The sequence below is a fragment of the Sutcliffiella sp. FSL R7-0096 genome (assembly GCF_038595065.1).
Classification (GTDB): Bacteria; Bacillota; Bacilli; order Bacillales; family Bacillaceae_I; genus Sutcliffiella_A.
The window spans coordinates 2,531,193-2,557,712 of record NZ_CP152003.1 but is presented as its reverse complement, the minus strand read 5'-3'; the positions used below and the strand labels follow the sequence as shown (position 1 = coordinate 2,557,712).

At 32.7% G+C, this 26,520-nt stretch carries 28 protein-coding genes; 27 read left to right on the top strand and 1 reads right to left on the bottom strand.

From position 1 onward, the window contains the following. Positions 1–22: 22 nt before the first annotated feature. The 23 genes from MKY77_RS12975 to MKY77_RS12865 all read left to right on the top strand — a co-directional run bounded on the left by MKY77_RS12975 (position 23) and on the right by MKY77_RS12865 (position 20,392). Entirely contained in the window at positions 23–1,447 is a 1,425-nt protein-coding gene (locus tag MKY77_RS12975) for a phospholipase D family protein (protein WP_339146273.1), read from the top strand. A gap of 422 nt (positions 1,448–1,869) precedes the next feature. Continuing rightward, positions 1,870–2,499, top strand: coding sequence for a cell wall hydrolase (locus tag MKY77_RS12970; protein ID WP_339146271.1), 630 nt, complete (start codon positions 1,870–1,872; stop codon positions 2,497–2,499). 272 nt (positions 2,500–2,771) lie between these two features. Beyond that, positions 2,772–3,860 carry a tyrosine-type recombinase/integrase gene (locus tag MKY77_RS12965; protein WP_339146269.1) on the top strand — a complete coding sequence of 363 codons (1,089 nt, stop codon included), beginning with the start codon at positions 2,772–2,774 and terminating at the stop codon, positions 3,858–3,860. Further along, positions 3,844–5,817, top strand: a complete 1,974-nt coding sequence (locus tag MKY77_RS12960) for a tyrosine-type recombinase/integrase (protein WP_339146267.1) — start codon at positions 3,844–3,846, stop codon at positions 5,815–5,817. Before MKY77_RS12965 ends, MKY77_RS12960 begins: the two co-directional genes overlap by 17 nt. A 22-nt stretch (positions 5,818–5,839) precedes the next feature. Continuing rightward, a complete protein-coding gene (locus MKY77_RS12955) occupies positions 5,840–6,226 on the top strand; it encodes a DUF6262 family protein (protein WP_339146265.1) in 387 nt (128 codons plus the stop codon). A 246-nt stretch (positions 6,227–6,472) separates the two neighbouring features. Further along, the gene (locus MKY77_RS12950; protein ID WP_342515353.1) at positions 6,473–7,096 is read left to right on the top strand and encodes a DUF3885 domain-containing protein; all 624 of its coding nucleotides are present in this window, start codon (positions 6,473–6,475) and stop codon (positions 7,094–7,096) included. Between the two features lie 176 nt (positions 7,097–7,272). Beyond that, entirely contained in the window at positions 7,273–7,719 is a 447-nt protein-coding gene (locus MKY77_RS12945; RefSeq protein WP_339146262.1) for a DivIVA domain-containing protein, read from the top strand. 57 nt (positions 7,720–7,776) lie between these two features. Beyond that, positions 7,777–8,016, top strand: a complete 240-nt coding sequence (locus MKY77_RS12940; RefSeq protein WP_339149811.1) for a sigma-70 family RNA polymerase sigma factor — start codon at positions 7,777–7,779, stop codon at positions 8,014–8,016. Then, positions 8,009–8,806 carry a hypothetical protein gene (locus tag MKY77_RS12935; protein WP_339146261.1) on the top strand — a complete coding sequence of 266 codons (798 nt, stop codon included), beginning with the start codon at positions 8,009–8,011 and terminating at the stop codon, positions 8,804–8,806. Before MKY77_RS12940 ends, MKY77_RS12935 begins: the two co-directional genes overlap by 8 nt. A gap of 560 nt (positions 8,807–9,366) precedes the next feature. Then, the gene (locus MKY77_RS12930) at positions 9,367–9,879 is read left to right on the top strand and encodes an RNA polymerase sigma factor (RefSeq protein ID WP_339146260.1); all 513 of its coding nucleotides are present in this window, start codon (positions 9,367–9,369) and stop codon (positions 9,877–9,879) included. Further along, positions 9,863–10,834 carry an anti sigma factor C-terminal domain-containing protein gene (locus tag MKY77_RS12925; RefSeq protein ID WP_339146259.1) on the top strand — a complete coding sequence of 324 codons (972 nt, stop codon included), beginning with the start codon at positions 9,863–9,865 and terminating at the stop codon, positions 10,832–10,834. Before MKY77_RS12930 ends, MKY77_RS12925 begins: the two co-directional genes overlap by 17 nt. Before the next feature lie 43 nt (positions 10,835–10,877). Next, positions 10,878–11,246, top strand: coding sequence for a topoisomerase (locus MKY77_RS12920; protein WP_339146257.1), 369 nt, complete (start codon positions 10,878–10,880; stop codon positions 11,244–11,246). A 281-nt stretch (positions 11,247–11,527) separates the two neighbouring features. Continuing rightward, on the top strand, positions 11,528–11,995 hold the full coding sequence (locus MKY77_RS12915; protein WP_339146255.1) for a DUF4306 domain-containing protein: 468 nt from the start codon (positions 11,528–11,530) through the stop codon (positions 11,993–11,995). A 451-nt stretch (positions 11,996–12,446) separates the two neighbouring features. Continuing rightward, positions 12,447–12,983, top strand: coding sequence for a rhomboid family intramembrane serine protease (locus MKY77_RS12910; protein ID WP_342515352.1), 537 nt, complete (start codon positions 12,447–12,449; stop codon positions 12,981–12,983). A 363-nt stretch (positions 12,984–13,346) separates the two neighbouring features. Next, the gene (locus MKY77_RS12905) at positions 13,347–14,303 is read left to right on the top strand and encodes an aminoglycoside phosphotransferase family protein (protein ID WP_342515351.1); all 957 of its coding nucleotides are present in this window, start codon (positions 13,347–13,349) and stop codon (positions 14,301–14,303) included. Positions 14,304–14,315: 12 nt separating this feature from the next. Then, positions 14,316–14,804, top strand: coding sequence for a hypothetical protein (locus tag MKY77_RS12900; RefSeq protein ID WP_342515350.1), 489 nt, complete (start codon positions 14,316–14,318; stop codon positions 14,802–14,804). 206 nt (positions 14,805–15,010) lie between these two features. After that, positions 15,011–15,787 (top strand): alpha/beta hydrolase-fold protein, encoded by a 777-nt coding sequence (locus tag MKY77_RS12895; protein ID WP_339146249.1) that lies wholly within the window; start codon positions 15,011–15,013, stop codon positions 15,785–15,787. Between the two features lie 239 nt (positions 15,788–16,026). After that, the gene (locus MKY77_RS12890; RefSeq protein WP_339146248.1) at positions 16,027–16,476 is read left to right on the top strand and encodes a hypothetical protein; all 450 of its coding nucleotides are present in this window, start codon (positions 16,027–16,029) and stop codon (positions 16,474–16,476) included. 198 nt (positions 16,477–16,674) lie between these two features. Beyond that, complete coding sequence (locus tag MKY77_RS12885; RefSeq protein ID WP_339146247.1) at positions 16,675–17,127, top strand: hypothetical protein; 453 nt, start codon at positions 16,675–16,677, stop codon at positions 17,125–17,127. 180 nt (positions 17,128–17,307) lie between these two features. Then, complete coding sequence (locus MKY77_RS12880) at positions 17,308–17,778, top strand: DUF5662 family protein (RefSeq protein WP_339146246.1); 471 nt, start codon at positions 17,308–17,310, stop codon at positions 17,776–17,778. 257 nt (positions 17,779–18,035) lie between these two features. Continuing rightward, positions 18,036–18,731: a GNAT family N-acetyltransferase gene (locus MKY77_RS12875; protein WP_339146244.1), complete on the top strand. Its 696-nt coding sequence runs from the start codon at positions 18,036–18,038 to the stop codon at positions 18,729–18,731. A gap of 144 nt (positions 18,732–18,875) precedes the next feature. Then, complete coding sequence (locus MKY77_RS12870; RefSeq protein ID WP_342515349.1) at positions 18,876–19,325, top strand: hypothetical protein; 450 nt, start codon at positions 18,876–18,878, stop codon at positions 19,323–19,325. A 422-nt stretch (positions 19,326–19,747) separates the two neighbouring features. Beyond that, entirely contained in the window at positions 19,748–20,392 is a 645-nt protein-coding gene (locus tag MKY77_RS12865; protein WP_064099872.1) for a kinase, read from the top strand. Between the two features lie 200 nt (positions 20,393–20,592). Here MKY77_RS12865 and MKY77_RS12860 read toward each other — a convergent pair whose 3' ends face one another. Next, on the bottom strand, positions 20,593–21,789 hold the full coding sequence (locus MKY77_RS12860; RefSeq protein WP_342515348.1) for an IS110 family transposase: 1,197 nt from the start codon (positions 21,787–21,789) through the stop codon (positions 20,593–20,595). Positions 21,790–22,565: 776 nt separating this feature from the next. Between MKY77_RS12860 and MKY77_RS12855 the strand changes: the two genes are divergently transcribed. The 4 genes from MKY77_RS12855 (at position 22,566) to MKY77_RS12840 (ending at position 26,408) form a co-directional block, all read left to right on the top strand. Continuing rightward, positions 22,566–23,390 carry a S8 family serine peptidase gene (locus MKY77_RS12855; protein ID WP_339146240.1) on the top strand — a complete coding sequence of 275 codons (825 nt, stop codon included), beginning with the start codon at positions 22,566–22,568 and terminating at the stop codon, positions 23,388–23,390. Between the two features lie 21 nt (positions 23,391–23,411). Next, positions 23,412–24,242, top strand: coding sequence for an SAR2788 family putative toxin (locus tag MKY77_RS12850; protein ID WP_339146239.1), 831 nt, complete (start codon positions 23,412–23,414; stop codon positions 24,240–24,242). A 15-nt stretch (positions 24,243–24,257) separates the two neighbouring features. Next, a complete protein-coding gene (locus MKY77_RS12845) occupies positions 24,258–24,731 on the top strand; it encodes a hypothetical protein (RefSeq protein ID WP_223489269.1) in 474 nt (157 codons plus the stop codon). 666 nt (positions 24,732–25,397) lie between these two features. Next, positions 25,398–26,408, top strand: coding sequence for a DUF3231 family protein (locus tag MKY77_RS12840; protein ID WP_339146235.1), 1,011 nt, complete (start codon positions 25,398–25,400; stop codon positions 26,406–26,408). Positions 26,409–26,520 lie beyond the last annotated feature (112 nt).

The window sequence follows — 26,520 nt, the reverse complement described above, 5'->3', positions numbered from 1 at the left end:
ACAATATCTAGGGGGATATTATATGAAGAAATGGATAATGAACAATAGAATGTTAACCATTTTATTAGTGCTTTTTATTATTGTTGCTGTTACAAGCATCTATCACAGTTATAAGCCATTACCTGAAGGAGTTTCCTTTGAAGGGGATATCCACTATGTAACGGCCGTGGATTTTCTCTACGATTTAACATATGGAGAGAAAGATATTCAAGTGGAACATGAAATTTTTGACCGAATCTACAAAGTGATCGAAGAGGCCGAGGAATTTATTGTGTTGGATATGTTTCTCTTCAATGGTTATAACGATGGAGAAATGGACTATCCTCCATTAAGTGACACATTAATGAATACCCTGCTTTCAAAAAAAGAGGAGAATCCAGAGGTGGAGATTGTATTCATAACAGATGAAATAAACACAACATATGGCTCGCATGAAGCGGAAGAACTAAAAAAGTTAGAAGAGAATGGAATAAAAGTGATTGAAACGAACGTAAAAGTTTTAAGGGATTCCAACCCCTTGTATTCGGGACTTTGGAGAGTGTTCTTCCAATGGTTTGGACAAGGAGGTTCGGGATGGATCCAGAATCCGATGGCTAAAAGTGCCCCTGATACGACAGTTCGTTCCTATCTTAAACTGATGAATATAAAGGCAAACCATCGGAAGGTGATCGCTACAGATAAAAGTGCCATCATCTCTTCTGCCAATCCGCATGATGCAAGTGGACTTCATTCAAACACCGCATTTGAAGTAAAGGGTCCAATCATTGCGGACATATTAAAAACAGAACAAGCTGTCCTAGATTTTTCAAGTGGTGGGACGTTGCCTGAATATAAAGGGACCACAGAGGAAGGCGAAATTGCGGTTCAACTTCTAACCGAACGCAAGATACTAGACCACACCCTTCACGAAATTAAAATATCTAAAGATAAGGAAGAGATATGGGTCGGTATGTTCTATTTAGCAGAGAGAAAGATTATCGAGGAACTGATTGCTGCTGCGAACCGTGGAGTGACAGTAAACTTGATCCTTGATCCAAATGAACATGCATTTGGGCAGCAGAAGATAGGACTCCCTAACAGGCCAGTGGCTGCAGAACTTGTAGAGGAAGGACAAGGAAATATTGAGTTAAGATGGTACAACACCCAAGGGGAACAATACCATCCAAAAATGATTTATTTTAAAAGAGACGTTGAATCAACGATCATAGGAGGCTCAGCAAATTTCACAAGAAGAAATCTTTATGACTTAAATTTGGAAACCGATATTAAAATCACAGCCTCAAATGAGGAGCACGTTATGAAGGATATGAACGAGTACTTTTTAAGACTTTGGAGTAATGAGGATGAAATGTACACATTGCCTTTTGAATCTTATAAGGATGAGATGACAATAATTAAAAAAGCAATGTATCGTATACAGAAGGTATTAAGGTTTACAACCTATTAAACCTTATCAATTAGGTTCGAGCTACACCGATTGATATTTGCAAGGACTTTCCACTTGTGGATCTTCCTCGGCTTTGCTGAGAGGATCCAAAAAGTATACCTATTTTGGGGATCAAGGTAAACTACAGTAGTGTTACTTAGCACTTAGGGAAATCTGTAGTATTTTCGCTTTTAGGGTACCGCTAACATTATAAAAACTTTATAGGCTATATAAATTTCGACAAGATAATCACTTCCGCTCTGTATAAATCGTACCAGCCCAAGAAATAAAAAAGCAGTGGGTAGAAAGTGTACTTTGCTGGTATAGAAGTAAATCCATCTAGTTCTTTCTCTCTGTTTTATACAGGAATATTTTCTTAAAAAATGGAAATTGAGTTTTATATTTCTTCTGTTGGTGTATATGTACAAAAAGGAGGTTGTTATATGTCGAATAAAGTGAAGGTAATTTTCTTTGTGTTTGTTTCCGCTTTAGCACTGTCGGTTTTACCAAAAGAATCCTATGCAAATTGGAATACACTGCAAGTAGGAGATCAGGGACAGCATGTGACCGCTCTGCAAGAAAAACTGGTATTGTTGGGTTATCTAGAAGTTGCCCCTACAGGATATTATGGACCTTTAACAGAGGAAGGTGTCCGGCTTTTGCAACGGGATTTTGGACTTTCCGTCAATGGAGTGGCTAATCCGGAAACAATGTATAGACTGATAGAGATCGAAAAGATGGCTAAGATCGTATACGGGGAAGCCCGGGGAGAAACTTATAAAGGTCAAGTAGCTGTAGCTGCTGTTATAAAGAACCGATTGCATTCCTCTGAATTTCCTTCAACGATAGAAGGTGTCATTTACCAAAGAAATGCCTTTACAGCTGTGCAGGATGGTCAATACTATTTAACCCCTACATATATAGCATACCACGCTGTCAAGGATGCTTGGAAAGGCTGGGATCCAAGCTACGGATCTACATATTATTATAATCCTCAAACCGCTACATCTGAGTGGATTTTTGTTAATACTACACCAAACTTAAGAATCGGAAGACATTTATTTGCTTACTGATAAGGAATACGGAAAGAAAAGTACACTCCTGTGGATGGGAGTGTACTTTTTGATTTTGAAATTCTGTATTAACAGGAGGATTTTTCTTATTCCATTAAAGGGCCATTATATGTAGTATACCAGGGCGTAGTAATTAACGTTAATAACGTTAATTACTACGCCCTTTTTGTTTCTTTATTTACAACATATATATAGTAGATAAATATAGTAAACATAGTTTTCATAGAAAGAGAAACAAAAATACATCACTATTGTTTTTGGAGGTGATGTTAATGAAAGTGCAAGAGGTTTTAATTAATGACAGAAAAAGATATTTGCTTATTGATGGAGATAACAAACCTGTCGGTCCAGTTTTAAGGTTTCTTAAATATCTAGATAACATTGGAAAGGCCGAAAATACCTTAAAGTCATACTGTCATTATTTAAAGTTTTACTTTCAATTTTTAAACGAAAAAGAAAAAGAGTACAAGGAAGTGGATCTTAACCTTCTGGCGGAGTATGTATCTTGGCTAAGAAGTCCTAATCAATCTACTAAAGTAATTCAATTTCAACAAACAAAAGCAAGGAGATCTGAGCGAACAGTTAATACTATGGTGACTTGCGTTCAGAGTTTCTACGATTATTTAATGCGAATTGAAGATTATGAAAAAGATCTATCAGAAAAAACAAAGAAGCAAGTGATTGGGAATTACCGATCGTTCAAACCCTTTCTACATCATATATCAAAGGGGAAGCCACTTGATAAAAACATTTTAAAAATTAAAGAACCTCGGAGAGAGGTTTTAACACTTACAAAAGATCAGGTTCAATCTATTCATGATGCGTGTAGCAATATTCGAGATGCTTTATTGGTTCGAATTTTGTATGAAGGCGGTCTTAGAATTGGAGAGGCATTATCTTTATGGATCGAGGACTTTGATATTGGCTCTACCTCCATTCAAGTACGAGAATCTAAAACTGTAAACGGCAAAGGAAGAAGAGTATATGTATCTGGCGATACAATGAATGTTTTTCAAGATTACCTAATTGATTATCATGACGCGGATACCAATCATGTATTTATAAATCTAACTGGTCCTAATAAGGGAGAACCATTAAATTATCAAGCAGCTTTCGATGTAATTAAACGTATAAGAAAGAAAACCCAGATTGATATTACCCCCCATATGTTAAGGCATACTTATGCCACTGAGCTTCATGAACAAGGGGTAGAAATATCGATAATCCAAAAGTTGTTGGGTCATTCGAACGTTCAAACAACAATTAAGACTTATGTTCATCCCACCGATGTCACTATACGAAAAGAGTGGCAGAAAGCACATGACAAGATGAAAGGTGACAAGAATGATTTTATTAAATAAAGCAACTGAACAACAAGCTAGAGCTGTAAGATATGAGCAAATTTTACAAGAGTTAAGTGGGTATTGGGAAAACGAAGAATGGGATGCATTAGATTGTCCCCTTTACAAAAAAGAAATAATAATAAAAAGCCCAATAATTAAATTTGAGGAAACATTGAATCCAAGAATTAGAAATGAATTTAAATATTATTTCTTCAGTCGGTTGACTAATTTAGAAATAAATATGGCAACAGTATGGAGTAATTCTACTGCATTTAATAAATTGCAAGATTTTATTTTCAGATTCTATTCTGATATTGGTTCTATTCTAGACATCCCTTACGGGAAATTTTCAATTCACTATAAAACCTATCTTTTTGAACATGGGAAAAGCGACTTAACAGTAAAAGGCTACCTCCAGTTATACAACCGAATTTATTCATTTTTCTTTGACTGGTATGATCAACGGAAGGAAACAGAGAAAGATATTTGGGATGTTCGAAAACTAGGTATTGACTATAATAACAGTAATTGCGGGTACACTTTAAATTTCACTTCTGTACCAAGACCTTTTCAAAACTTGGCAAAAAGATATATCGAAAAACGTGTTCTAATACAAGAAAGTTTAAGCTGGGGTTCTGGCATACAAACCATGGCAAAGCTGCAAGAATTCTTTAAATATATTTATAAAAAGTATCCAAACTGGCAAGACTTAACCTCATTAAGTAGGAGAGATATCGAGGAATTTATGCATTATTTGCGAACCTCTCCAATGGGTGGAGATAGCGTTCACAAAGGTCAACCCCCTACTGAGAATCACATCCATCGCTCATTATCTGTACTAGAAACGTTTATTGTATATATTCAAAGATATGAATGGGATGAAGCTCCCAAAAAGCCTGTAGGAATCCTAATTGTACCTGAAGATAAACCTAGACTACCTCCAAAGGCATCTAACGAAATTAAATACATATCTGATTTTGTTTGGAATCAGATCATTGATCACATGGGAAAACTGCCGCAGGAGATTATTCCGGTTGTAATATTGTTAGAGACATCAGGCTTTAGAATTTCAGATGTGTGTTCTTTGAAAGTAGATTGCTTGATTCAAAGAGAAGATGGTTGGTGGATTACCGGAGATCAGCGTAAAGTAAAGGGGAAAAATCATCGGGTCCCAATTTCGGAAGAAATAGCTAAGGTTGTGCTTTCCCAACAAAAATTAACAAGGGAAAAATCGACTTCAGAAACAAATCCATTAAATTATTTATTTCCAACCTATCATGGTACAAGAAAAGGACAGCCCATTTCGCGTGACAATGTAGTAAATAATTTAAATAAACTAGCTATTGAAAATAATATAATGGATGAAAACGGAGATATCTATCGATGTAAAGCACATGCATTTAGACATCGTTATGGAGTAAACCTTATTAATAACGGTATGAACATTTTACATGTACAAAAGCTGATGGCTCATGTGAGCCCTGAAATGACACTGGTATACGCCCAGATTCATGATACAACCCTTCGAAAAGAATGGGAAAAAGCCACAAGTAATGGGGCTGTAAGATTAAATCCAGGTGGCAAAATTATCGCTACTAGTATAGAAAAACAAGCAGACGAAAATGGATTAGAGTTAGAATGGCTCCGCCACAATTTGGATTCCATTCGATTAGATCACGGTTTGTGTATTAAAAGCCCCAAAAATAATTGTGACTTTTTGGAACAAACTTTAGAACCACCATGTATAAAAAACAATTGCCGCAGTTTCCATGTAGATCTGACGTTTCTAGATTTCTATAACGACCAAATTCTTAAAATGGAATCTGATATTGAGATATATCAAAAATCAGGTAGAAATAGATCAATTGAAATTATTCAGCCAAAATTGAAAAAGTATAAAGAAATTAGAGATGGAATAATAAAAAATGGTGGGATTTATGGACTTCCTAAAACAAGAAGAGAATTGAGAAACTGAATATAGAAAGAGATGAAATACAATGGCAAATATAAACCCAAATACTCAACCACTTCTTCGAAGTATCGAAGAAAAACAGCAAAAAGCAAAGCAAAAGGTTGAAAGTACCATTAAAGAAATGATTAAACATAAAGAAAAGATAAATTTTAATTCTGTATCAGCAAAATCAGGGGTATCAAAACCATTTTTATATAAACACAGCGATATCAGGTCGAGAATTGAAACATTAAGAAAACAAGAAGAAAAATTAGATTCACCGAATCAAGTAAAACGAAACATGACAGACCATTCTAAAGATGTGATAATTGCATCACTTCGAAAGAAAATGATGCATCTCGAAGAAGAAAATAAGAAATTGAAGGAACAATTAAAGGTCGATTGGGCCGCAATTTATAAGGAAATCAATTAAAATAAACCATATCTTTATTAACATGTAAACATAGAATGAGGTTCGATCGAACCTCATTTTTTACCATGATACTATATATAAGGGCCATATAATGGAATAACACTTTGCAGTTAAATTGGATATTTATGTTAAGATATTTAGAGATTGTGAAGGATTGTACTTAAAGTAAAAGTGCAGGATAGTTGAAGAAAAAATGGTAAAATTAAAGAAACAAATTGAGGTGTAGATATGTTTTTAAATGACTATATGAATGAAAATTTTCCTAACTTAAATTTAAGACCACCCTTGTTTTATAACTGGGAAATCGGCATACGGTTCGAGTTAGGGGTAGAGTGGGATAGAGAATACCATTACGAAAACAGTCCTTATGTACTGGGGGTTTATAAGAGGGCTGTCACGATGTTTGAATCAGTGCATTCACAAGACGAGGAAATTTTTGTTGTAGTAGATGTGAATGATTTTGGAGATGGAAAAACCTATAAGCACAAAGCGAGGATTTTCTCTCCATATATCTATGAAAAATCAATCTTATATAAATTGAAACATACAGAAATACCTTATATTTTCCCAGAAGATGATGAACACGGAAAATATAAAACACATAGGTTTACCCTTGAATGCAAAGTATCTGATATGAAATACATTCCATTGTTAAAAGCAGTATGCAATCAGGATTTAGGAATGCAACCAAGTATTTTTCATAGGATATATTTTTTAAATATCAAAAGGAAAACTATTTTTCACGTGTACGATGATAGAGGATGTGATTTGCTTGCTACTTCACCTGAATCCATACGAGACGTTTATAATACATACAATGATTGGATATTAGATTACGACAAGGACGAAATAGATAAAGTTTTTAAATAAGAATTAATCCTTGTTGAACTAACGATCTGCTTGAGTTCCAGAGGGATTTGCAGCGGCGATCCTTTTTTGTTATTTAGCTAACGTGGCAGTTAAGTTGATTAGACCATTAATTACTAATTGGTTATATTACTATTACGTGAGAAAATAATAAATAGTTCTAATTGATGGAGGATATTATGTTATTCAAAATGTTAACTGAACATATTAAAGATTACCCTAAATTAAATGAAGTTTGCCATGAAATGATAAGGAAAGGTTATAATATTGTAAATATATCCACAACTTCTATATCTCCTGAAGAGCTTGATTATATAATGATAGAAATAGTAATGGAAAATCACTCTGGCGATAGAAAATTACTACATTTTACTAATGGACTAGTCAATTCTATGGAATTTGAAAAAATTTCTTCTCATAGCGAAAAAATTCATCCTAATTTACTATTAAATAAAGAGCTTATTCACAATAAGGAATTCAAAAGGAAAATATTTGGTGGTTTTGACATGGACGAAGTAAACCTATTTTTAGACTTAATCATTAAAGATTATAAATATATTGAACAAGGTCTACTTAAAGAAAATAAATTGCTCAAAGAAGACATGAAGAAATTAAGGGGGCTTTAGAAATAAATGCTAGTTCTTCAACTAACTGGATCTTATCTTTAATAGGATATTAATTGAATATCTTCAACTATCGGGCGCATAATTTATCAGCAACTTAATTCCGATGAAATAATTCAGCAAATTGCTAGTCTTTCAGGAAAATACAAAGAAGTCCTAATTCTTTATTACTATCAGGAAATGAATATGAAAGAAATAAGTGATGTCCTCCATATTAGTATAAATACGGTTAAATCAAGATTGTTGCGCGGGAAAGATGCTCTAAAAAGAAAACTTGAAAGGGGATGCAAACTTGAATAACTCTGATAAGAAGATATCAGAAAAAGTGAAGAGTTATCTAGATGAAAATGTAGAATTTACAACTGTAGAAAGGAAGGATATTCAAATGAAAATTAAACAAAATAAATCAAAAAAGATAAACCCAATCTACTGGACTGCATTAGCTTCTGCAGCAGCTATTTTTCTTATATTGAGTATATCTTTTTTAAAAGGTCCCTTTGTAGGTACAGAAAGCAAGCAGGTTATAGAGAGTGCTGGTAATGAAGGGGAAGAATTATCCCTAGACCTGTCTGACATTGAAGATATGAATATAGGTGCTGAAATGCCCCGACTTTTATATGCTAATGAAAACATAGCGGTTATTCAGGGTACATTTGGGGTCATTGTATATAATATGGATGATTCAATTGTTACGAATCGTATTTCCTTTGAACACATGAAATCATATGACATCTCCAATATGTTGGCAGCTGTATCTCAAGATGGTACAACAATCTTTATTGGAAATGATGATATGTCTTTTTCTAGCGAAATTCTATATACCCATCAATACGATATTAGTTCTAGAGTCATCAAAGAAACTAAAGAACAGCCTTCTGGAGTGTTTATACCAAGTACCATTGAAACTCCTGGTTTTAACGAACAATACGATAAATATTTTGATTTACAATATCATACTAGTGACAAAATTGTAGAGTTGAATAATTCGTTTATATATTTACGTTCCTTAGATTGGGATGTAAAAAAGTTACAAATCGTTATTTGCCAGTATGAAGATGGTGAAAGTAAAGTTTTTGATGTGTTTAAATAAATTAAAAAACCTTAGGGGAAAATAACTTTAATAAAGAAAACTGAAGTGAAGTTTTATGTTCTGGCATACTAAAATGAAATACTTATGGTCGCGGCAGATTTGTTTTCAAGTTTCAAATTATATATAAATATACACAACATTATTGCATAGGTAAGCAACTAGTGCAAAAGTTAAATAGGTGTTGTCCAACTAACGGGCGCTTTCCTGAAACAAGGATCAGCGCCTATTTTTCGTTTTAGGGCCAGATTGTGGAGGAAGAGTTCAAGAGATTTGTTGGTAATTCATATAAAGGTTGTTTGAGATTAATTGGAGTGAATATACAAATGGCAGAACAAACAATAAATAGCCAGTAGCTGTCGAAGATTAGTTAAATGTAATCAATATATTTTCTAAACAATATCTTCTAATGAATTTGGCGAGAAGCGAAAACTTTCTTGCCAAGTTCATTTTTTATTTCTCAACTAAAGAAATATACGTTAAAGAGAAATTAGCAACCTAAATTTGTAATTGTTTTGTTAACCTTTTTATTATTGAAACGTTTTAAAGGTGGGAGGTTTGAAATGAATGATTCCATGATGGGGGAAAAACTAAATGAGATACTAAAATTTGCTTACTCTTACCTAAGAAAAATGGGTGCTTCAAAGGAGGATGCAGAAGATGTTATTCAAGATACTGCTTATAAATTTTTACAATATATAGACTCAGTCCAGTTTAATAATACTCAAAGTTGGCTTTTTAGAGTAGCAGTAAATCAATACTATGATATGTCCCGTAAGAGAACCAGACGAAGAGATATATTATTGAAATTCAATGTACAAGAAATATTTGAGGAAGAAACACCTGAAAAAGCCCTCATGCAAAGTGAACTAGAAAGAGATATTCATGAAATCTTAACTAAATTAAAACCGAAATACAGGCAATTGCTTCTTCTGAGATATAGTACAGGATTAAAAATAAAAGAGATAGCAGAGCTGTATAGCATGAAAGAAGGATCTGTTAAGACTATTCTCCATAGGGCAAGGAAAGAATTTATAGAACAATATAGGAGGTACGAAAATGAACAAGGAAAATGAGTTTCTTCCAAAGGATTTTGAGTTTGAGAAATTAGTAAAAAAAGCAAAGAAACGTTCCATTATAAAAATGGTGCTCATTTCATTTGTTATAAGTCTCATCGTTTTATTTGGGCTCTATTTTATTGGCAATAGAGTAATGATAATAAAAATGGAAAAGGAGACAAGCTTAGATTCGACTTGGAACAAAATTATGGGGGCCAACTTTGTAGAACTAGGCACTCTATTTAATTATTCTCTAACTTCTGCAACAGCAAAAACCAAGTTAGTAAAAGTGGTTGGAGGAGTACCAATTCCATGGGGGGATCAGGAAAAAGTTTTTACTATTTTGGGAACATCTCGACTCATTTCAACTCATGGTCCTTCTGGCTTCGGCTACTCAGATGATGAGCGAATTCCTATGTACTATGAAGGAGAAAGAGTCGTCGAATTTTTTCATCCACAAGTAAATTATAAGCAAATATTTGATGATCGAACATTACTTAATGTGATTGACGATAACACGGTGGTAGAAATGGCTTTTTCATTTGATGAAGCCTACTCCATTGAAAAAGTAAACAAAGTATTTAAGGATCAATTAGCATGGTATTGGGTAGATACGTTCAGTAAAGATCAAATAGAAAATAATAATAAGTTTAACGAAGATAAGAATTTCCAAGACGCTACTATCCATGGTTTTCAAGCTTATGGCTTTACATATAACCGAGTTGCAGAATCCAATTCGGCCTCTAACTTTATCTCAATCTTAGAGGAGGTAAAAGAAGATGGTGGCGATTATCAAGAAGATGCAAAGCGAATTATCACGAATATAACGAATGAGGGTGAAATAAACCTAGAACCTGGGAACTTAAAAATTATTGGTGTGATAGTTACAGGAAAACCAAGTGATTTACTAAAGTTTAGTGATGAATCAATGATTCATGGTGCTACATTAGGAGCAACAACAGACCTATATTAATTTGTTGTGGAATAGGTAATTTTTTTAAAAGGGGGAATTAGAAATGATAAAAAAGGCTATAATTTTAGGAATTGTATTTTGTTCATCAATTCACTTAGTTGGATGTAATACAAATGAAGTGGTAGAAAGCGAGCAGGAAGTAGTAGTTTCTCAAGAAAAATTATTTTCCGAATTACAAAACGAAATCATCGCATCAGTTACAGAGCAAACGGAACTTGAAAGTGATTCACTCGCAATAATGTTAGATGGTGGTGCTGGTGAATTTACCATTTCGGTAGGTACCCCAAAGGATGCCAAGATTGATGATATATTAATGCAAGAAATAGTTGAAGATTCACTTAAAAATATTTCTGAACCAGAAGGAACTAGCGAAGAAAAAACGAAAGTGAAAATAATAATCGAGAAATACTAACGCTGAAGTTCTTAAAGGATACAATCAACCTTATAAGTACAGTTGTTTTATAAAATTTTGAAAAAATGTATATAAGAATCAAGTGGGTTATTCCCTTAAAGGGCGCGTTTATATAATATTGCGTCCTTTTTGTCTTGAAAAATGATTGTCAGATCTGAGTATATTTGAAATAATTGGTATTAAGTTAAAGGGTAGTTTAATGGAATACGGTTAAACTTTACGTACTTGATAAACGTCTAAGTATTACAAGGGAATTGGAAATTATGTATGGAGGTTTTAATGTGTATAGGTTAATAGTTCTATTAGGAATTGGTTTAGTTTTCTTTCTTTTTTCAACCTTAGCAACCTGGTATGAAGGTGCCGAAATTGTGGATAGACCCTTTGAATGGAAGTATTCAACTCCTTTCTCTGGTTCGGTACTAATAGCTAGTGATATTTCAAGACTTGATTACTTTGTTTATGCCGTAAAGTATAAACCGACCTTCCCAGTCGTGATGGCGTTAAGTAGTATATTTCTAATTATCACTGTCGGGTACTATATTTTTAAAAGCAAGAAAAATATATTTGCGATTTTCCTATCGTTTATATCATTGGTACTGCTTGTATTAGGATTGCAACTGGTCTCCTCTGTTACTGAAGGAGCTCAAATTATATCGTATGTCTTACTTTCTTGTAGTGCACTTTGTGTTATTGCAGTTCTTTTCCAGTATGTAAGACCAAAGGTGACCTTTTTGCAGAAGTTAGAATAAGGGACAATTAGATTATTATTATTTGACCAACTTAAGAAATCGTAGTTTCCACTACCGTTATATGGAATTTTTAACTCAACAAACTAGGGCTTTAATCGAAGAACATATACAAGTTATCTCGAAATTGAGTCTTCGGCAATCGGGCGCAATTCTTTAACTAGGATCAGCGCTCGTTTTTATATGGCCAAAATGGTAAATAGCTTATTGTAGCAATTCTTAGATTATGAAATAATTGGTATTAAGTAATAGGCAGTTATTCTGTAAAAGAACAAAAATTACTTAGAAGAATAAATACCCATCTACAGAAGCTAAAATAATTATAGAATATTATAGTTCACTATCTTTATTTATCAAAAGAGGGAATCCTATGTTTATCAGAACAGAAAGTTTAATTGACTACTTGAGGAGGTATCAGATAACTTTAATATAAGTATTAATTAATACATTAGTAATGTTATTTATTTGGTTTTGGCTTAATGGAATTGAAGATCCTTATGTAGTTTATCAATTGGGTGGATTAGTTAAAAATAATGTTCTAGAAGGGGATTATTGGAGGCTATTAACATATGCATTTTTGCATTTTGGAATATATCATTATTTATTTAATATGCTTTTTTTATTAGTACTGGCTCCACCTTTAGAAATTATCCTTGGTAAAATAAAATTTATAGTATTTTTATTTATAAGTATCATTTGTACTTCACTACTTGTAATTATTGTGTCTGAACAACCAGGGGTTGGTGCTTCAGGAATCGTTTTTGCAATCATGGGTTTTTTTATATTTTTAGTAGGGAAGAAAGATAAAACCTTAAATTCGTTTGACTCTAAGTTAATTATCCAGTTCACTCTGTTCAGTTGGATAGGAACCATCATATTTTCTGTAGTAACACATCAAATGGTAACAGTTTCTGGCCATTTAGGTGGATTTATAAGTGGGATTTTATTATCTTTCTTGTGTACTTTATTAAAGCATAGTAAGTGTTCTTAACTGTAATGATTTTTTCTTAATATACCTAAGTTGCTTTCATTGGATTTCTAAATAATAGGATTGCAGATTAAGATCAATTCTTCTTTCACTAAATGGTTCTCTTCATAAGATATTAATAAGAGATTTTCAACAATCGGGCGCCATTCTGGAACAAGAATTGGCGCTTATTTTACATTTTTAGGGCTGCGAACTTAGAAAAAGAACACGGATTTTTTAAAAATTAATGAACGGTATGCACTTTCATATGCTAAGATTGTAAGGGATTTGTTGAAGGAAGGTACACAAACAAACGTAGAAAACGTGGAAGGGGATGTTGAGTAACTTTGATAAGTGGACAAGAGTTCATTAAATTGGAGGTTAATAATGAAGGACGTTCTACATACTCTTCAGGAAAGAATAGCTTTCTTACAAAGCGCTAATAGAATTGAAAAGTTATCTAAAGGATATTCTCTAGATGAGAAATACATAGTTTGTCTTGAAGACAAAAAGTACTTATTAAAGATAGGGAATATCAACGGGTATGAGAAGAAGAAAATTGAGTTTCAACTGCTGAAACACATACAAGAAAACAATGTTCAATCTCCTCAGCCAATTCAAAAGGGCATTCTTACGGATTTAAATATTTTTTATGCTTTTTATTCCTATATTGAGGGTGTAGATGTAAAAGAAGCATTACCTAACCTTACAGATAAAGAACAATACGTGATTGGTATAGAAGCTGGTAAGGAACTAGCTAGAATGCATGATATTGAGGCCCTCTTGTCAATCAAACCGTGGTTTGAGCGAGCGATGGAGAAGCATTATCGATATCTCGATGCTTATAAATCCTGCGGAATAAAAATTAAAAATGACGATAAAATTATAAATTTTATTGAAGAGAATAAGTATTTGCTAAAAGAGCGTCCCAATCAATTTCAGCACGATGATTTTCACTTACGCAACATTATAGTATTTAACAATACATATGCCGGGGTAATAGACTTTGATAACTTTGATTGGGGAGACCCTATACACGATTTTGTAAAAGTAGCTTTATTTCAAAGAGAATTGAGTGTACCCTTTTCCATCGGTCAAATTAAAGGTTATTTTAATAACGAAGTCCCAGACGATTTTTGGGTGCTCTATTCTGTTTATGCTGCCATGGTTATCTTTTCATCAGTGGTGTGGTCACTACGATTTGCACCTGACCAAGTAAATGAAATGATTGATCGATTACATACTATATTAGAAGATCATAACGACTTCGAACTATTTAAACCAAGATGGTATGAACAACAGAACCACATTACACTAATGAATGAAGGGGACTTTTTTAACTAAAGGTTATTAGGGATGAAAAAGATGATAACAAATTTTAAGGAAGAGTGGAAAAAAGATAGGATTGCAACCGCACATAGTGGGGAAAACCCGATGGTTATTGTAAAAATGAAGAGTGGTTTTGCAGCTATTGGAGACACCCAATTCTTACCTGGTTATACTGTATTATTACCCACAAAGCCATTTGAATCACTAGAAGCACTTAATGTGAAAGAACGTAGTGATTATTTGTTAGATATGAGTTTGATTGGAGAAGCCATATTGGAAGTTTGTAAACCTAGAAGAGTCAACTATTCCATTTATGGCAACACAGATGCTTACTTACACGCACATGTTTTTCCCCGATATTATTGGGAACCTAAAGAACGAATTCCATATCCTGTTTGGCAATACTCTAGTGAAAAATGGAGCGATCCAAAATATAAATATACAGATGAAAGTCATGGAGAAATTAAAGAGAAATTAAGAATCAAAATTCAAGAGTTAATGAAAGATTCATATTAAGGAAGTAAGTTTGGTCTGAAATCTATACCTCACTGTTATTCCGCAATCGGGCGCATCCTGTAAGGATCAGCACCCTTTTTTATATTGGCCAAAGAAAATATCTTATTGAAGGGATTTTTAGATTATGAAATAATTGGAATTAAGTAAACGGGTTTGTTGAATATTTGTTTATAACATGGTTATTAAAATTGAGAGGAAGTAAAGGTATGGTTGAAACTTTTGAAGTTAAAATTACAGCATTAAATAGAGCTCGGAAGATAAGCGTATTACTACCGAGCGGATATGTTAATTCAACAAAGGATTACCCAGTGTTATATATGCACGATGCACAAAACCTATTTAAAGATGAAGACTCCTTTTTTGGTTCAAGTTGGAGAATTGCGGATTGTATATTAAAGAGCGGCAAAGAAATCATCGTAGTAGGTATTGATTGTAATGGAGAAGGTACAAAACGTTCAGATGAGTTCGGTCCTTGGGTAAGTGAGAAAAGTGTTAATGAAGGTTTATTTATAGATAATTCAATTGACTTAGGTGGAGAAGGAGAAGAATACATAGAATTTATCACAAAAGAACTAAAGCCTTTTATTGATAATAAGTATAGAACAATTGTTGATGATACTGCTATGGCTGGGAGTTCAGCTGGAGGGTTAATATCTACCTATGCTATGTGTAAGTATCCTTCCATATATAAAAGAGTAGCTGCACTTTCTAATGCTTATTGGCTAAACCAAAAGGACATAGAGAACTTTGCCGAAAAAAGCGACCTAACAGATATTAAAAGGTTTTATTTTGATGTAGGAACCAAAGAGGAAACAGCCTCATTTGATTCAAGTGCTTACCTGAACTCAAATATCTCCTTTAAAAATGTAATAGAAATTAAAAGCATTAATTATCATTTTGCAATCATTGAAGATGCTGTTCATAACGAAGAATCTTGGAGAGAACGTTTTCCCAACATTATTAAATATTTATATGAAGATTAATACTCACCAATATGCTACAATCTGGAGCTTTACTAGAAGACATGTGTAGCCTTTACCAAAATCAACGATCTTCAGCAATCGGGCGCAATCCAGGAACAAGGATCAGCGCCATTTTTGTCGTGGTCAAAGGGAATTTCATATTGTAGGAATTATTAGATTATGAAATAATTGGTATTAAGCAAATGGGCAGGATAGCTGAATAACGAGGAAATTATTGTTGTTAAGAAGGAAGTGGTACTTTGTCGGAAATTCAGTTTTTAGCCTCAACAAAGCCCTTTATTATTCCAAAGGAAATTGAGGAAAATAATGGAGGCTTTTTTGAAAAGGGATTGAGTTTCTTTGTTCTTGATTTAGATCCATATTGGATTAAAATAGTTCAAGAAATTATAACTTTGCCATATTTATATGAAGCAAGGGGATTGGGCAACAAAGACTTCTGGACTTATATAGATAAGTATATGGAAGTAGGAGATGTTCTTGAATTATATAGAATCCCTGTACAACAATGGTATCAAGAACCCATTCGAAATGTCTTAGAAAATCCAAAGCACATCAATATCAATATTGGAAGTCGTACATATCAATATGAGTATGGATTAATTAAACTTAATGAAAAAATATGGTTAGAAGAATTATCGCATCGCATTTTAGTTACAGAGTATGGTGTTACAACAATTGAAAATTATTAGTGTTGAATTTTTATAGGATATTATTATTCAGCAATCTAGGAGCATTTCCAGAACAAAGGATTTGTGCTTTGATAAATAGTAAGCCATTTAATTCATAATTGATTTAGATATTAATGTAAAAATATTAGAATTTACTGGAAATAAAATTAAATAAACGAGACTTTAGTTGAAGTATATATTGTTGAAGGGGTGAAATTTATGGAATCAAACTATAAATGTTTTATTGATATTCATTTTGAAGGCGGCAACATTCAAATTGACGTTTCAGATGGTACACAGTTATTTAGTTTTAAATCGGGTTTAGGTTTTATAGCAATACCACATTTCTTTTTTACTCTTGTACAACTTTATAAAGGAGAAATCAAAGAAGCGCAATTAGATTGTCATGGAAATTCTGATTATTATAGGTTTCTTAGTGATGGTGTAAACCTTTTTATTGAATATACTACCAATTATCCCAAAGAAAATATTTATAAATATAAATTTAATTTAGAAAACTATCTAGAAGCTATTGACAAAGGATTTAAATGGTATTTTAAACAACTTGAAAGCGAAGGAATATTACCTTTGAAAACACAAGACTTTGGGCATCCTTTAGGTGATGATGTACTAGATGCATTTAATGATTTCTCAACACATTTGAATAATTAATTTTATTTAACTGTATACTGCGTTGAACTAATGAAGCAATGTAGTTATTCCATTATAGGGCGCAAGTGTTGAAGATTATGCTACCCTATTAGTTAGCTTTTAACTATTGAAACAATAGGAATATGAAATATCAAAAAAGAACTTATACATAACAATTTTCGGTTAGGAAGTGATAACTATATGTTAAAAGCTTGTTGGAGGAATTTCCTATACATCCTTGACCATAAACTAAACGTTCTTATTGAATGTTGGAAACAAGGGTTATACATACAAGGCATTATTCATGATTGGTCAAAGTTTTCGCCAAAAGAGTTTCTTCCCTATGCCAAAAAATTTTTTTACTATGGAGAAAAAAGTGCTGAAGATGAATTGATATGGAAAAATGCCTGGCTGCACCATCAACATAAAAATAAGCATCACTGGGAATATTGGGTTGTGGATCCGAAAAATAAACAGGCATTGCCTATGCCGAGAAAATATCTCATTGAAATGGTCTGTGATTGGCGTTCGTTTTCAAGGAAATGGGGAAGAAAAGTCAAATATTCTACCTTAGATCTTACAGATAAGATTGTAGTACATCCGGATACGAGAAAAGAACTTGAGATTATTATTAGAAATATAAGAGAAGATGATGCCAAAAAAATAAGCTGAATTATCCATACTAACTCCTTTTATTAAATAACCTAATTTGTGCATATCTTCTAAATTAACACAAATGATTTTCCCTAATACCAGCTTATCTGGAACAAGGTAAGCTTGTTTTTTATGTGAAAAAATATATTGAGTAAATGGTAAATGGTTGGTATTTGAAATAATTGGTATTAAGCAATAGGGCAGGATTCCTGAATAAGAATTATATAAGAATCAATTGAACACAAATGATGGAATATTATACAGGTGGTTATGTTATGACGATACAGTGGGTAGAAATTTCAGAGGATAATTTAATTAACCTAGAAAATGTTATGGAATTATATGATCAGGCATTTCCTATTGAAGTGAGAGAACCGCATAGTGTTTTTCTTCAAAGTTTACAATATGCTAAGACAAGAAGACCGAATAACTATCATTTTTTGATTGGGTTGGAAGGAAATCAGCTTGTTTCATTTGCAACAGGACACTATTTTGCTGATGTAAATTCAGGATTCATTGTATATATAGCAACTAATCCTCTTGTTCGAAGTAATGGATTAGGATCGAAAACATTAGCTGAATTAGAAGATTTATTGTTTAAAGATGCCATATCAGCTGGAAATTCATCACTTAAAGCTATTTTCTTAGAAACAGAAACTGAGGATATTGTACATACGGAAGAAGAAAAGCAAGATTGTATCAAAAGAGATAGATTTTTTGCTAGAAATAACTATAAAAAGTACGAAGAAATTAAATATCTACAACCATCTCTACATAATGAGATGGAAGATATACCACTTAACCTTTTTATTAAGAATTTAGATATGATTAAACAAAGTAAAGAAGAAATCAAAATAGCTATAAGAGCGATTTATAAAGAAAAGTATTCTTTTGTAAATGGAATTGATAAAAAGGTCCTTAATAATTGTCTTAAAAAGATGGAACTAGAAGATAATTTACAAATAAAATAACAGCGAATAACTTAAATTACATCTTCCGCAATCTGGAGCTATAGTTGAAGAAATGTATAGTTATCTTGAAATCAAGTTTTCGGCTATTTTCAACATAATTAAACATAAGAAGGATGGTGCTTTATGTTTTTGTCAAAATTAAAATTGTCATTAATTGCTTGTTTATTTGTTTTTTTAATAGGAGGGATTATATTTTTATTAGTGGACTCTCAAAATGATTCTAAACTCGTATCATCTGATACTAAAGTAAAAGAATATCTAAATTATGAAGAAGGTTCTAATGAAAGAGAATCTATTCATGCTTTAGAAGAATATCTGCATATTTTAACGGATGACTATAATTTTGAAGATTCGCTTAAATATTTAGATAGAGAATCATTAAATGATGAAACCTACGAAAGATTAAAAGCAGAAGCAGCAGATCCATTAAAACTTACAAAGTATCATATAAATGAACCAAGCTGTTCATTTACAGAAGGTCAAGCGGTTTGTTTTATAAATACCTATGCTGTATTCGAGGGGCTAAACGGTGGAATTGGTTTGTATCGCTTAATTGAAAAAGATGGTAGATGGTTGATAACATTCAGTGAATAGATTGAACTAAAATTTATAACTTTAATTGGCGAACGATGCTTGAACAATGCTAATACATATAAACGAAAAAACGACGGGGTCCAACGCCCGTGGATTTCCTTTTTTAAACCCTTCATTTTAGCACTTCAAACAGAATAAGGTTGTAAATCCGTATTTTCGGGACGCAACCTTACAAAGAAGTAAGAATTGGACTGGACTAGGTGTGTTTCTATAGGGTTCTGAAGAAGAACTAGAAATTATTTATAAGGTAGTAATTCAAAATTTTTAGTTATTAAAGCAAAGCCTACTAATGTGGAAACAAATATCGATAAGATAATGCTTAATACTTTTAGCAAATTTCTTATATTGTGAGAAGAATACACAAAAAATAAGTTGGACTTGTATTTATGAGTCGTAACTTACGGATTGTGGGAGGAGTATATATGGAAATAGGGAAGTTGACAGAAACACTGTTAGCTCAGTATAAGTGTGAATATTCACGAGGCAGACCATTTATCATTGGAATTGATGGATTAGGTGGATCTGGTAAAACCACACTTGCTTGCAAACTTAAACGTGAGTTAATAGCAGCTAGTTACGAAACTGTTATTTTACATATTGATGATTACATTGTTGAAAGGGAGAAACGTTACCAAACAGGTAATGCTGAATGGTACGAATATTACTATCTGCAATGGGATGTCGAACTAATTCAGGGAGAATTGTTTAGAAAGTTGAATAGAAACAATAGTCCTATTACTCTACCTTTTTATGATCATTCAATAAACGCTATACGGAATAAAAATGTAAACATACCATCTAATGCAATCATTATTATTGAAGGGGTTTTCTTACTAAGAAAAGAATGGCGTAGTTTCTTTGATTTTAGTGTTTTTCTTGAATGTAGCCATGAGTTAAGATCCAAGAGAGTATTGGGCAGAGATGTTTATCTTGGTGCTTATCAAACTAGAATGGAAAAATATCAAAAAAGATATTGGTTAGCTGAAGATTACTACCTTAATAAAGAAAACCCTATAGAGAATGCGGATTACATCTATAGGATCGTAGAAAAGACAGATGTCCAGTAAAAATAATTTATTTCAAGTAGTAGAATTTAGCGTTTTTCTTCACTAAATAGGACTTTATTCAATTATACCAGCTAATATAAGTCAACACTTTTTAAGTAATAATACTAGATTAAAGATGTTATAATAAAAACATGCATGACAAAAAAACTTCAATAATTTCATTTGAAGTTTTTGTAAATGATGTGATTATTTGTATAGGATTATGCTGTATACTTTTGCTTATGTTTTAAGATGGCATAAATCCAATGCAATAGCTTGTTGGCGCAAGCTATGATGGCTACTTTGTGAGGCTTGCCCTCACTTCTTTTTTTGTCATAAAACTCTCGGAGTTTCGCATTTCGGTTGTTTGTTAACCCACACTGAACAGCTGTATAGAGTGTTTGACGTAGCTTTGTAGATCCTCTCTTGGTGATGCGATTGATAGATGCTGTAAACTTCCCTGATTGGTAAATCCGAGGATCAATGCCTGCATAAGCTACTAGCTTTTTCGGGTGACTAAATTGTGTGACTTCACCTATTTCTGAGATAAGAGTAGCTGCAATTTTAGAACCCACCCCTGGGATGGAGCGAAGGATCTCATAATCCTCAAAATGCATTGCTAATTTATCAATTTCCTGCTCAAGTACGTTGAGAAATTCTCGTTGTTGAAGAAGCATTTGAATATACATTTTTAGAGTAACTAAATGGCTTTGATACAGTGTTTTCTTAAATGGGTTCCGTTCTGCTGCCTCTTTTAACTTCAATGCCTTTTCGCAAAACCAACCAAATGATCTTCTACCTCCTAGACTATGCATCTCCTTAGCTATTTCATCAGTTTGTATCTTCAATACGTCATCTGAAGTAGGGTAAGTGAGTAAAGTCTTTAATGATATAGGCGAATATAAATTACTAAAAACACCTTTATATTCAGGGAACACTTGATCAAGAATGGTTTGAAATTGTAATTTAAGTTGAACATAATTACGCGTTAATGAATCGTGTTGCCTACACAAATTTCTCAAGTTCATCGTTTGAACACTTTTTCTGTGAAAGGCTACTAAGTCTTCTTTGTAGTACAGTTCACACAAATGTTTCGCATCAGCTGGGTCTGACTTTACTTTTCGGAGGCTACTTTTTTTCGTTTCGTAAGAAACAACGGGATTAACTAAGTAATAAGTAATCCTTCTCTCCTCAAGATACTGTAAAATCGGTTCGTGGTAATGACCTGTAGATTCAAAAATGATGACAGGTTCAGCGTCAGCTTGCCGTTCTACCTCTTTGTAAAATACATAAAAATCTCGCAGTCCATTAGTATCATGCTTAAACTTAAAGCTCTTTCCGAAGGGGCGCTTTCTTGCCAGGAAAGCTTGAACTTGGCTTTCTCCTTTTGCGACATCCAGGCCAATCACTGGATCCATAGTCTATCACATCTCCAATTATTAGATTTGTCGGTAGCCCCTGTCTATCTTGTAGTATCATAGCTTCGCTTGTTATGCGGGGTCCAAGCCCCAACCAGCCTCAAACATGTTTCTACAAGTAGGGGGTGGACAGTATAACGGACGGGATCAATTAGTCCCAAGGGCGCGAACGTCCTACCCCGACTACCTAAAGAATAACCTATAAAAAATAGGCCAACCAGATAAATAAGCAATCTGAATGACCTTATAATACGAAGGGCGCTATCCTGGAACAAGGATCAGCGTTGATTTATTAGGAAAAGGAAGAATAACTTATTTTAGGAATCTCTAAATTTTGAAGTAATTGTATTGAGCGATAGTGGAAATGAGTTTTATGGATAGTTGGGGTTTATTAGCTACATTTATTATCTTCATATTTTAGGTACCTGCGACTTAATTAACATAATGCGGAATATGTGCAAGCATGTGGTACCTAAGTCACTATCTGATGATCTCACGGATCAAAATAAACAATAATTATCCGTGGATTAAGCGATAAATTTATTTCATATCCTAGAAGAGGTTCGCAAGGAATCTCATAATACTTTAGAAGATATATATATATACTTATGAATTGTAAATACTTTGTGAACATTTTGCGAATAATATGAAGTTGTATTGTTTCATTAATAAATTTCGCTATAATTACAATTGTTCAATATTATTCCATTTCTGATTTAGAAATTATTAATAATAGGGAGGTGGAAAAAGACTCTATACTTGGAAAGGGTATAATAATGAAGAAAAACATTTTGTTTACTTTATCGTTTATAATATTTTTTTCTGTATCTATGCTGTTATTCTATTATTCAAACTTTAACACATCTAATAGTAATCTAGTTAAGGTGGCGATACTAGATAGTGGGATTGATCAAGATCATAAGTTTTTTAGCAACATAAATTTTAAATCCTATAATGCTATTGATAACAATAGTAAGTATACTGAGGACAATTATAATCATGGTACAGGTATAGCATCCCTAATAGTAGACCCCTTAAGTAAAAAAGATAGAAGTAACGTGGTTGTGTACAATGTAAAAGTTATAAATGACAATGGTATAGGCAAGCCTTCTTCTATGTTGGGTGGTTTAAAGTGGGCGATAAAAGAAGAAGTAGATATTATAAATATCAGTGCAGGCTTTCAGACGAATAATTCAGAAATAAAAAAACTGATTAGTCAGGCATATGAAAAAGGAATAGTGGTAATTGCCTCTGCAGGAAATAATTTAGGCTTTGAGGTGGATTATCCGGCAAAACTTAATCAAGTGATTTCTATAAGCTCTATTTCTCAAAGCAAAACTCAATCCTTGACTTCTTCTACGGGAAAAATTGATTTTGTTAGTATAGGTGAAGGCGTTAAAGTAGCTAATAATAAAAATACATACGAAGTTCGTAATGGCTCATCATTTGCAACTGCTAAAGTTACAGCTTACTTACTGCATAACATGATCAAAAATGGCAATTTGAGAGGGTATGAAAAATCATACCATTTTCTTTTAGATACTGCTGATAGCTCTATTTCTAAAGAAAATAGCATATTTGGAAATGGATATATTGAATAATACAAAATCTTGGAGGTAAATATGAAGAAATATTTTATAAAAATATTAATCACTACTATGGTTATTTCATTTATTCTACCGGCGTACACATCTGTTAAAGCAGAAGAAACAGGTCTTAATGAGCAAATTTCTTTAGATGAAGTTGGAGTAGACACTTCAATTACTTCTAATAGTGAAGAATTAGGTTCTGTAGAGGCAGTAAGTATTGATGGAAATGAAAGTGAAGAATCTGTTAACGTAAATATTAAGCTAGATACACAATATGAAGAAATTAAAGCTGATATGTTAATCAATGCAGATAATATTGATAACTACGTAGATATTGAAACAACTGATGAAAACGGTCATACAACAACTAAGAACTATTCTTTAGAAATAATTGAAATGAACGAGGATAAAGTTGTTGCTAAGGTTATAGATAATGAAACTTTAGAAGAAACAATTATTGATAGCTCCATAACTCAAACAACTGCAATACCCATCATTGTTGCATTGATAGTAAGAGCTGGATTACAATATGCAATAAAACATTATGGAAAAAAAGCAGCAATGCAAGCTTTAATTGATTTAGGAGTTTCTAGTATTACTAAAGCATATGGTGGTTCAACCAAAAATGCTAAAAACGGTAAAGGAAAAGTAATTACTATTCCAAATAAAAACCAAACTATTGTAATTAGATTAATGGAAGCAGGATCTGGAGGTAGAAAAGAAGCTTACTGGAGAATGTCTGTTGGAAATAAAGCTTTGAATAGAGCAGGGAACTACTCGAATAATGCTAATGAAACGCATATAACTTTACAAGAATCCTCCATTTCAACGATAATTAATCTTATTAAGAGATATAAAAAATAGATAGGAGCATTATTTATGTCAATTAATGTGGATGTTGAAAAAAGATTACAACAATTCTTTTCAGAGATAGAATACCAAACTATTGTTGACTTGAAAATTGATTATCTTAAAGAGGCAATCACCCTTAAGCTTATTAGGGTTAATAATAATCAATTAACAAAAATTAATATATTGTTCAAGCAAGTATTATCTTACTATATGTATCAAGAACCTGAGTACGATACTTTTAGGTTAAATAACTTTAATGTGAATTCGGATTTGCTTTTGACAGAATCAAGTTATTTTCCACGTGGTTTCGGTAAGATTAATGTTGAAAGTCTTGATAAAGACTTAAAAGATATAGAAACACTCTCTTCTAAAACAAATTTTTATTTTCAAGTAAATAATAAAGATTATTTCTTTATTGAGGCAAATGCAGTTGATATTAATGGAAAAGAATATTGTAATTTACTTGTGGATGAAGAACAGTTAAAGAAACCTTTAGATTAATTAATCATGACTTGGGGCTGTAGCAGAGAAAGCCAGTAAAAGCTGATTTTCGGCAGCCTCTTTTTTTAGTGAAAATAATGTTTGAAAATAAATTCAAATAAGTAAAAATTCCTTGAGTCAATAAGTATAAATTTAGTAAAGTGAAATAATACACTTTTTTACAAAAGCTTTCAATTGGGCGCCATCCAGGAACAAGGATCAGCGCTCATTTTCATTTTTGAGGAGAATGAAGAATAACATAATGTATGAAATCTTAGTTAAATAATTGGTATTAAGCAATCGGACAGCTGTTAAAAAAGGAGGGGTTATAAAAATTGAATGAAGTGCTTTTATTCTCGATAGTAATGTTTTTACTTTTGACTAATAAGCAATTGCAGTAAAAACAAAGAAGTTCCTAGAGGTAACCGAAGATTAGCTTGGTCGTTATATAGCTTTTCGGTAATAGTATTAGTAGTCGTAAATATCTACCTTTCTAATATCTCCTATTAAAGTAAATGGAGATATATATGAAGAAATATATAGTTATCTTGAAATCAAGACTTCTGCAATCGGGCGCTATCCAGGAATAAGGATCAGCGCTCATTTTCATTTTAGGTCCAGATTGTTTAATAAATTATCTAAAATAGGAAAAAATATAGAAAACTTATTGCATAAGGAGGCTTTTAAATGGGGAGTTCAAACCGAGTACCAATTACATCCACAGAATTAGCGAACTTGTGGATGACGTATCAAGACAAAACAATGATTATGAGATTTCTTGAATATTTTCTTGAACACGCTGAACATGAAGAAACAAGGAAAATTCTCCATTATTATTATGAACGTGCTATAGAAAGTGTAGCGTTTGTGAGCAATATCTTTCAACAGGAAGGCGCAGTTATTCCAATGGGCTTTACTGAAAAAGACTTAAATAAAGAAGCACCTAAATTATTCGACTATATGTATGATGCAATGTATTTGCATTTAATGGCTAAAATAGGAACTAGTTTATATGCACTTTATTCAACGATGTCTTACCGTGAAGATATAAGACAGTTTTTTAGACGTTTAACAGATGAAGGACAAGAGGCGTATGATCAAATTACACAGATTCTTTTAGAAGCTGGAATTCTTTCTCGTCCTCCCTATGTATCAATGCCAAAAGAAGTGAAGTTTGTACAAGACAAAAAATATATGACAGGATTAAATTGGCTCAGTAATGAAAGATCTTTAAACACACTTGAAATTTCTCTAATACATCATGCTATTGAGACAAACCTAACGGGGATGCAATTAATGATTGGATTTGCACAAGTTGCAAAAGACCAACAGGTACGTAACCATTTTGTAAACGGAATGAAACTATCAATGAAAGTAGAAACATCACTAGGTGAATTTTTACGGCAGGAATACATTGAACCACCAGCTACTCATGCAGGGAAAGCTACCAATTCAACTATCTCTCCATTCTCTGATAAATTGATGATGTATAATACCAACCTGTTAACCACATTTGGACTAGGAAGCAATGCACTTGGCGGTGCTTTTAGTTTACGTACAGATTTACCTGCAAAAATGGCACTCCTTTCAAAAGATATTTTTAATTTCGCAAAACAAGGTGGATTAATAATGTTGAAAAATGGGTGGATGGAAGAACCTCCACAAGTTGAGGATAGAATTCAATTGACCAAAAGGTAAAATAAAAAGTGTACCTTTTATTTAAAACTTATTAAAAAGTATAGGAAGTCATAAAGTCTAATTTGTTGAGTAAAAGGGCGCGATCCAGGAACAAGGATCAGCGCTCGTTTTT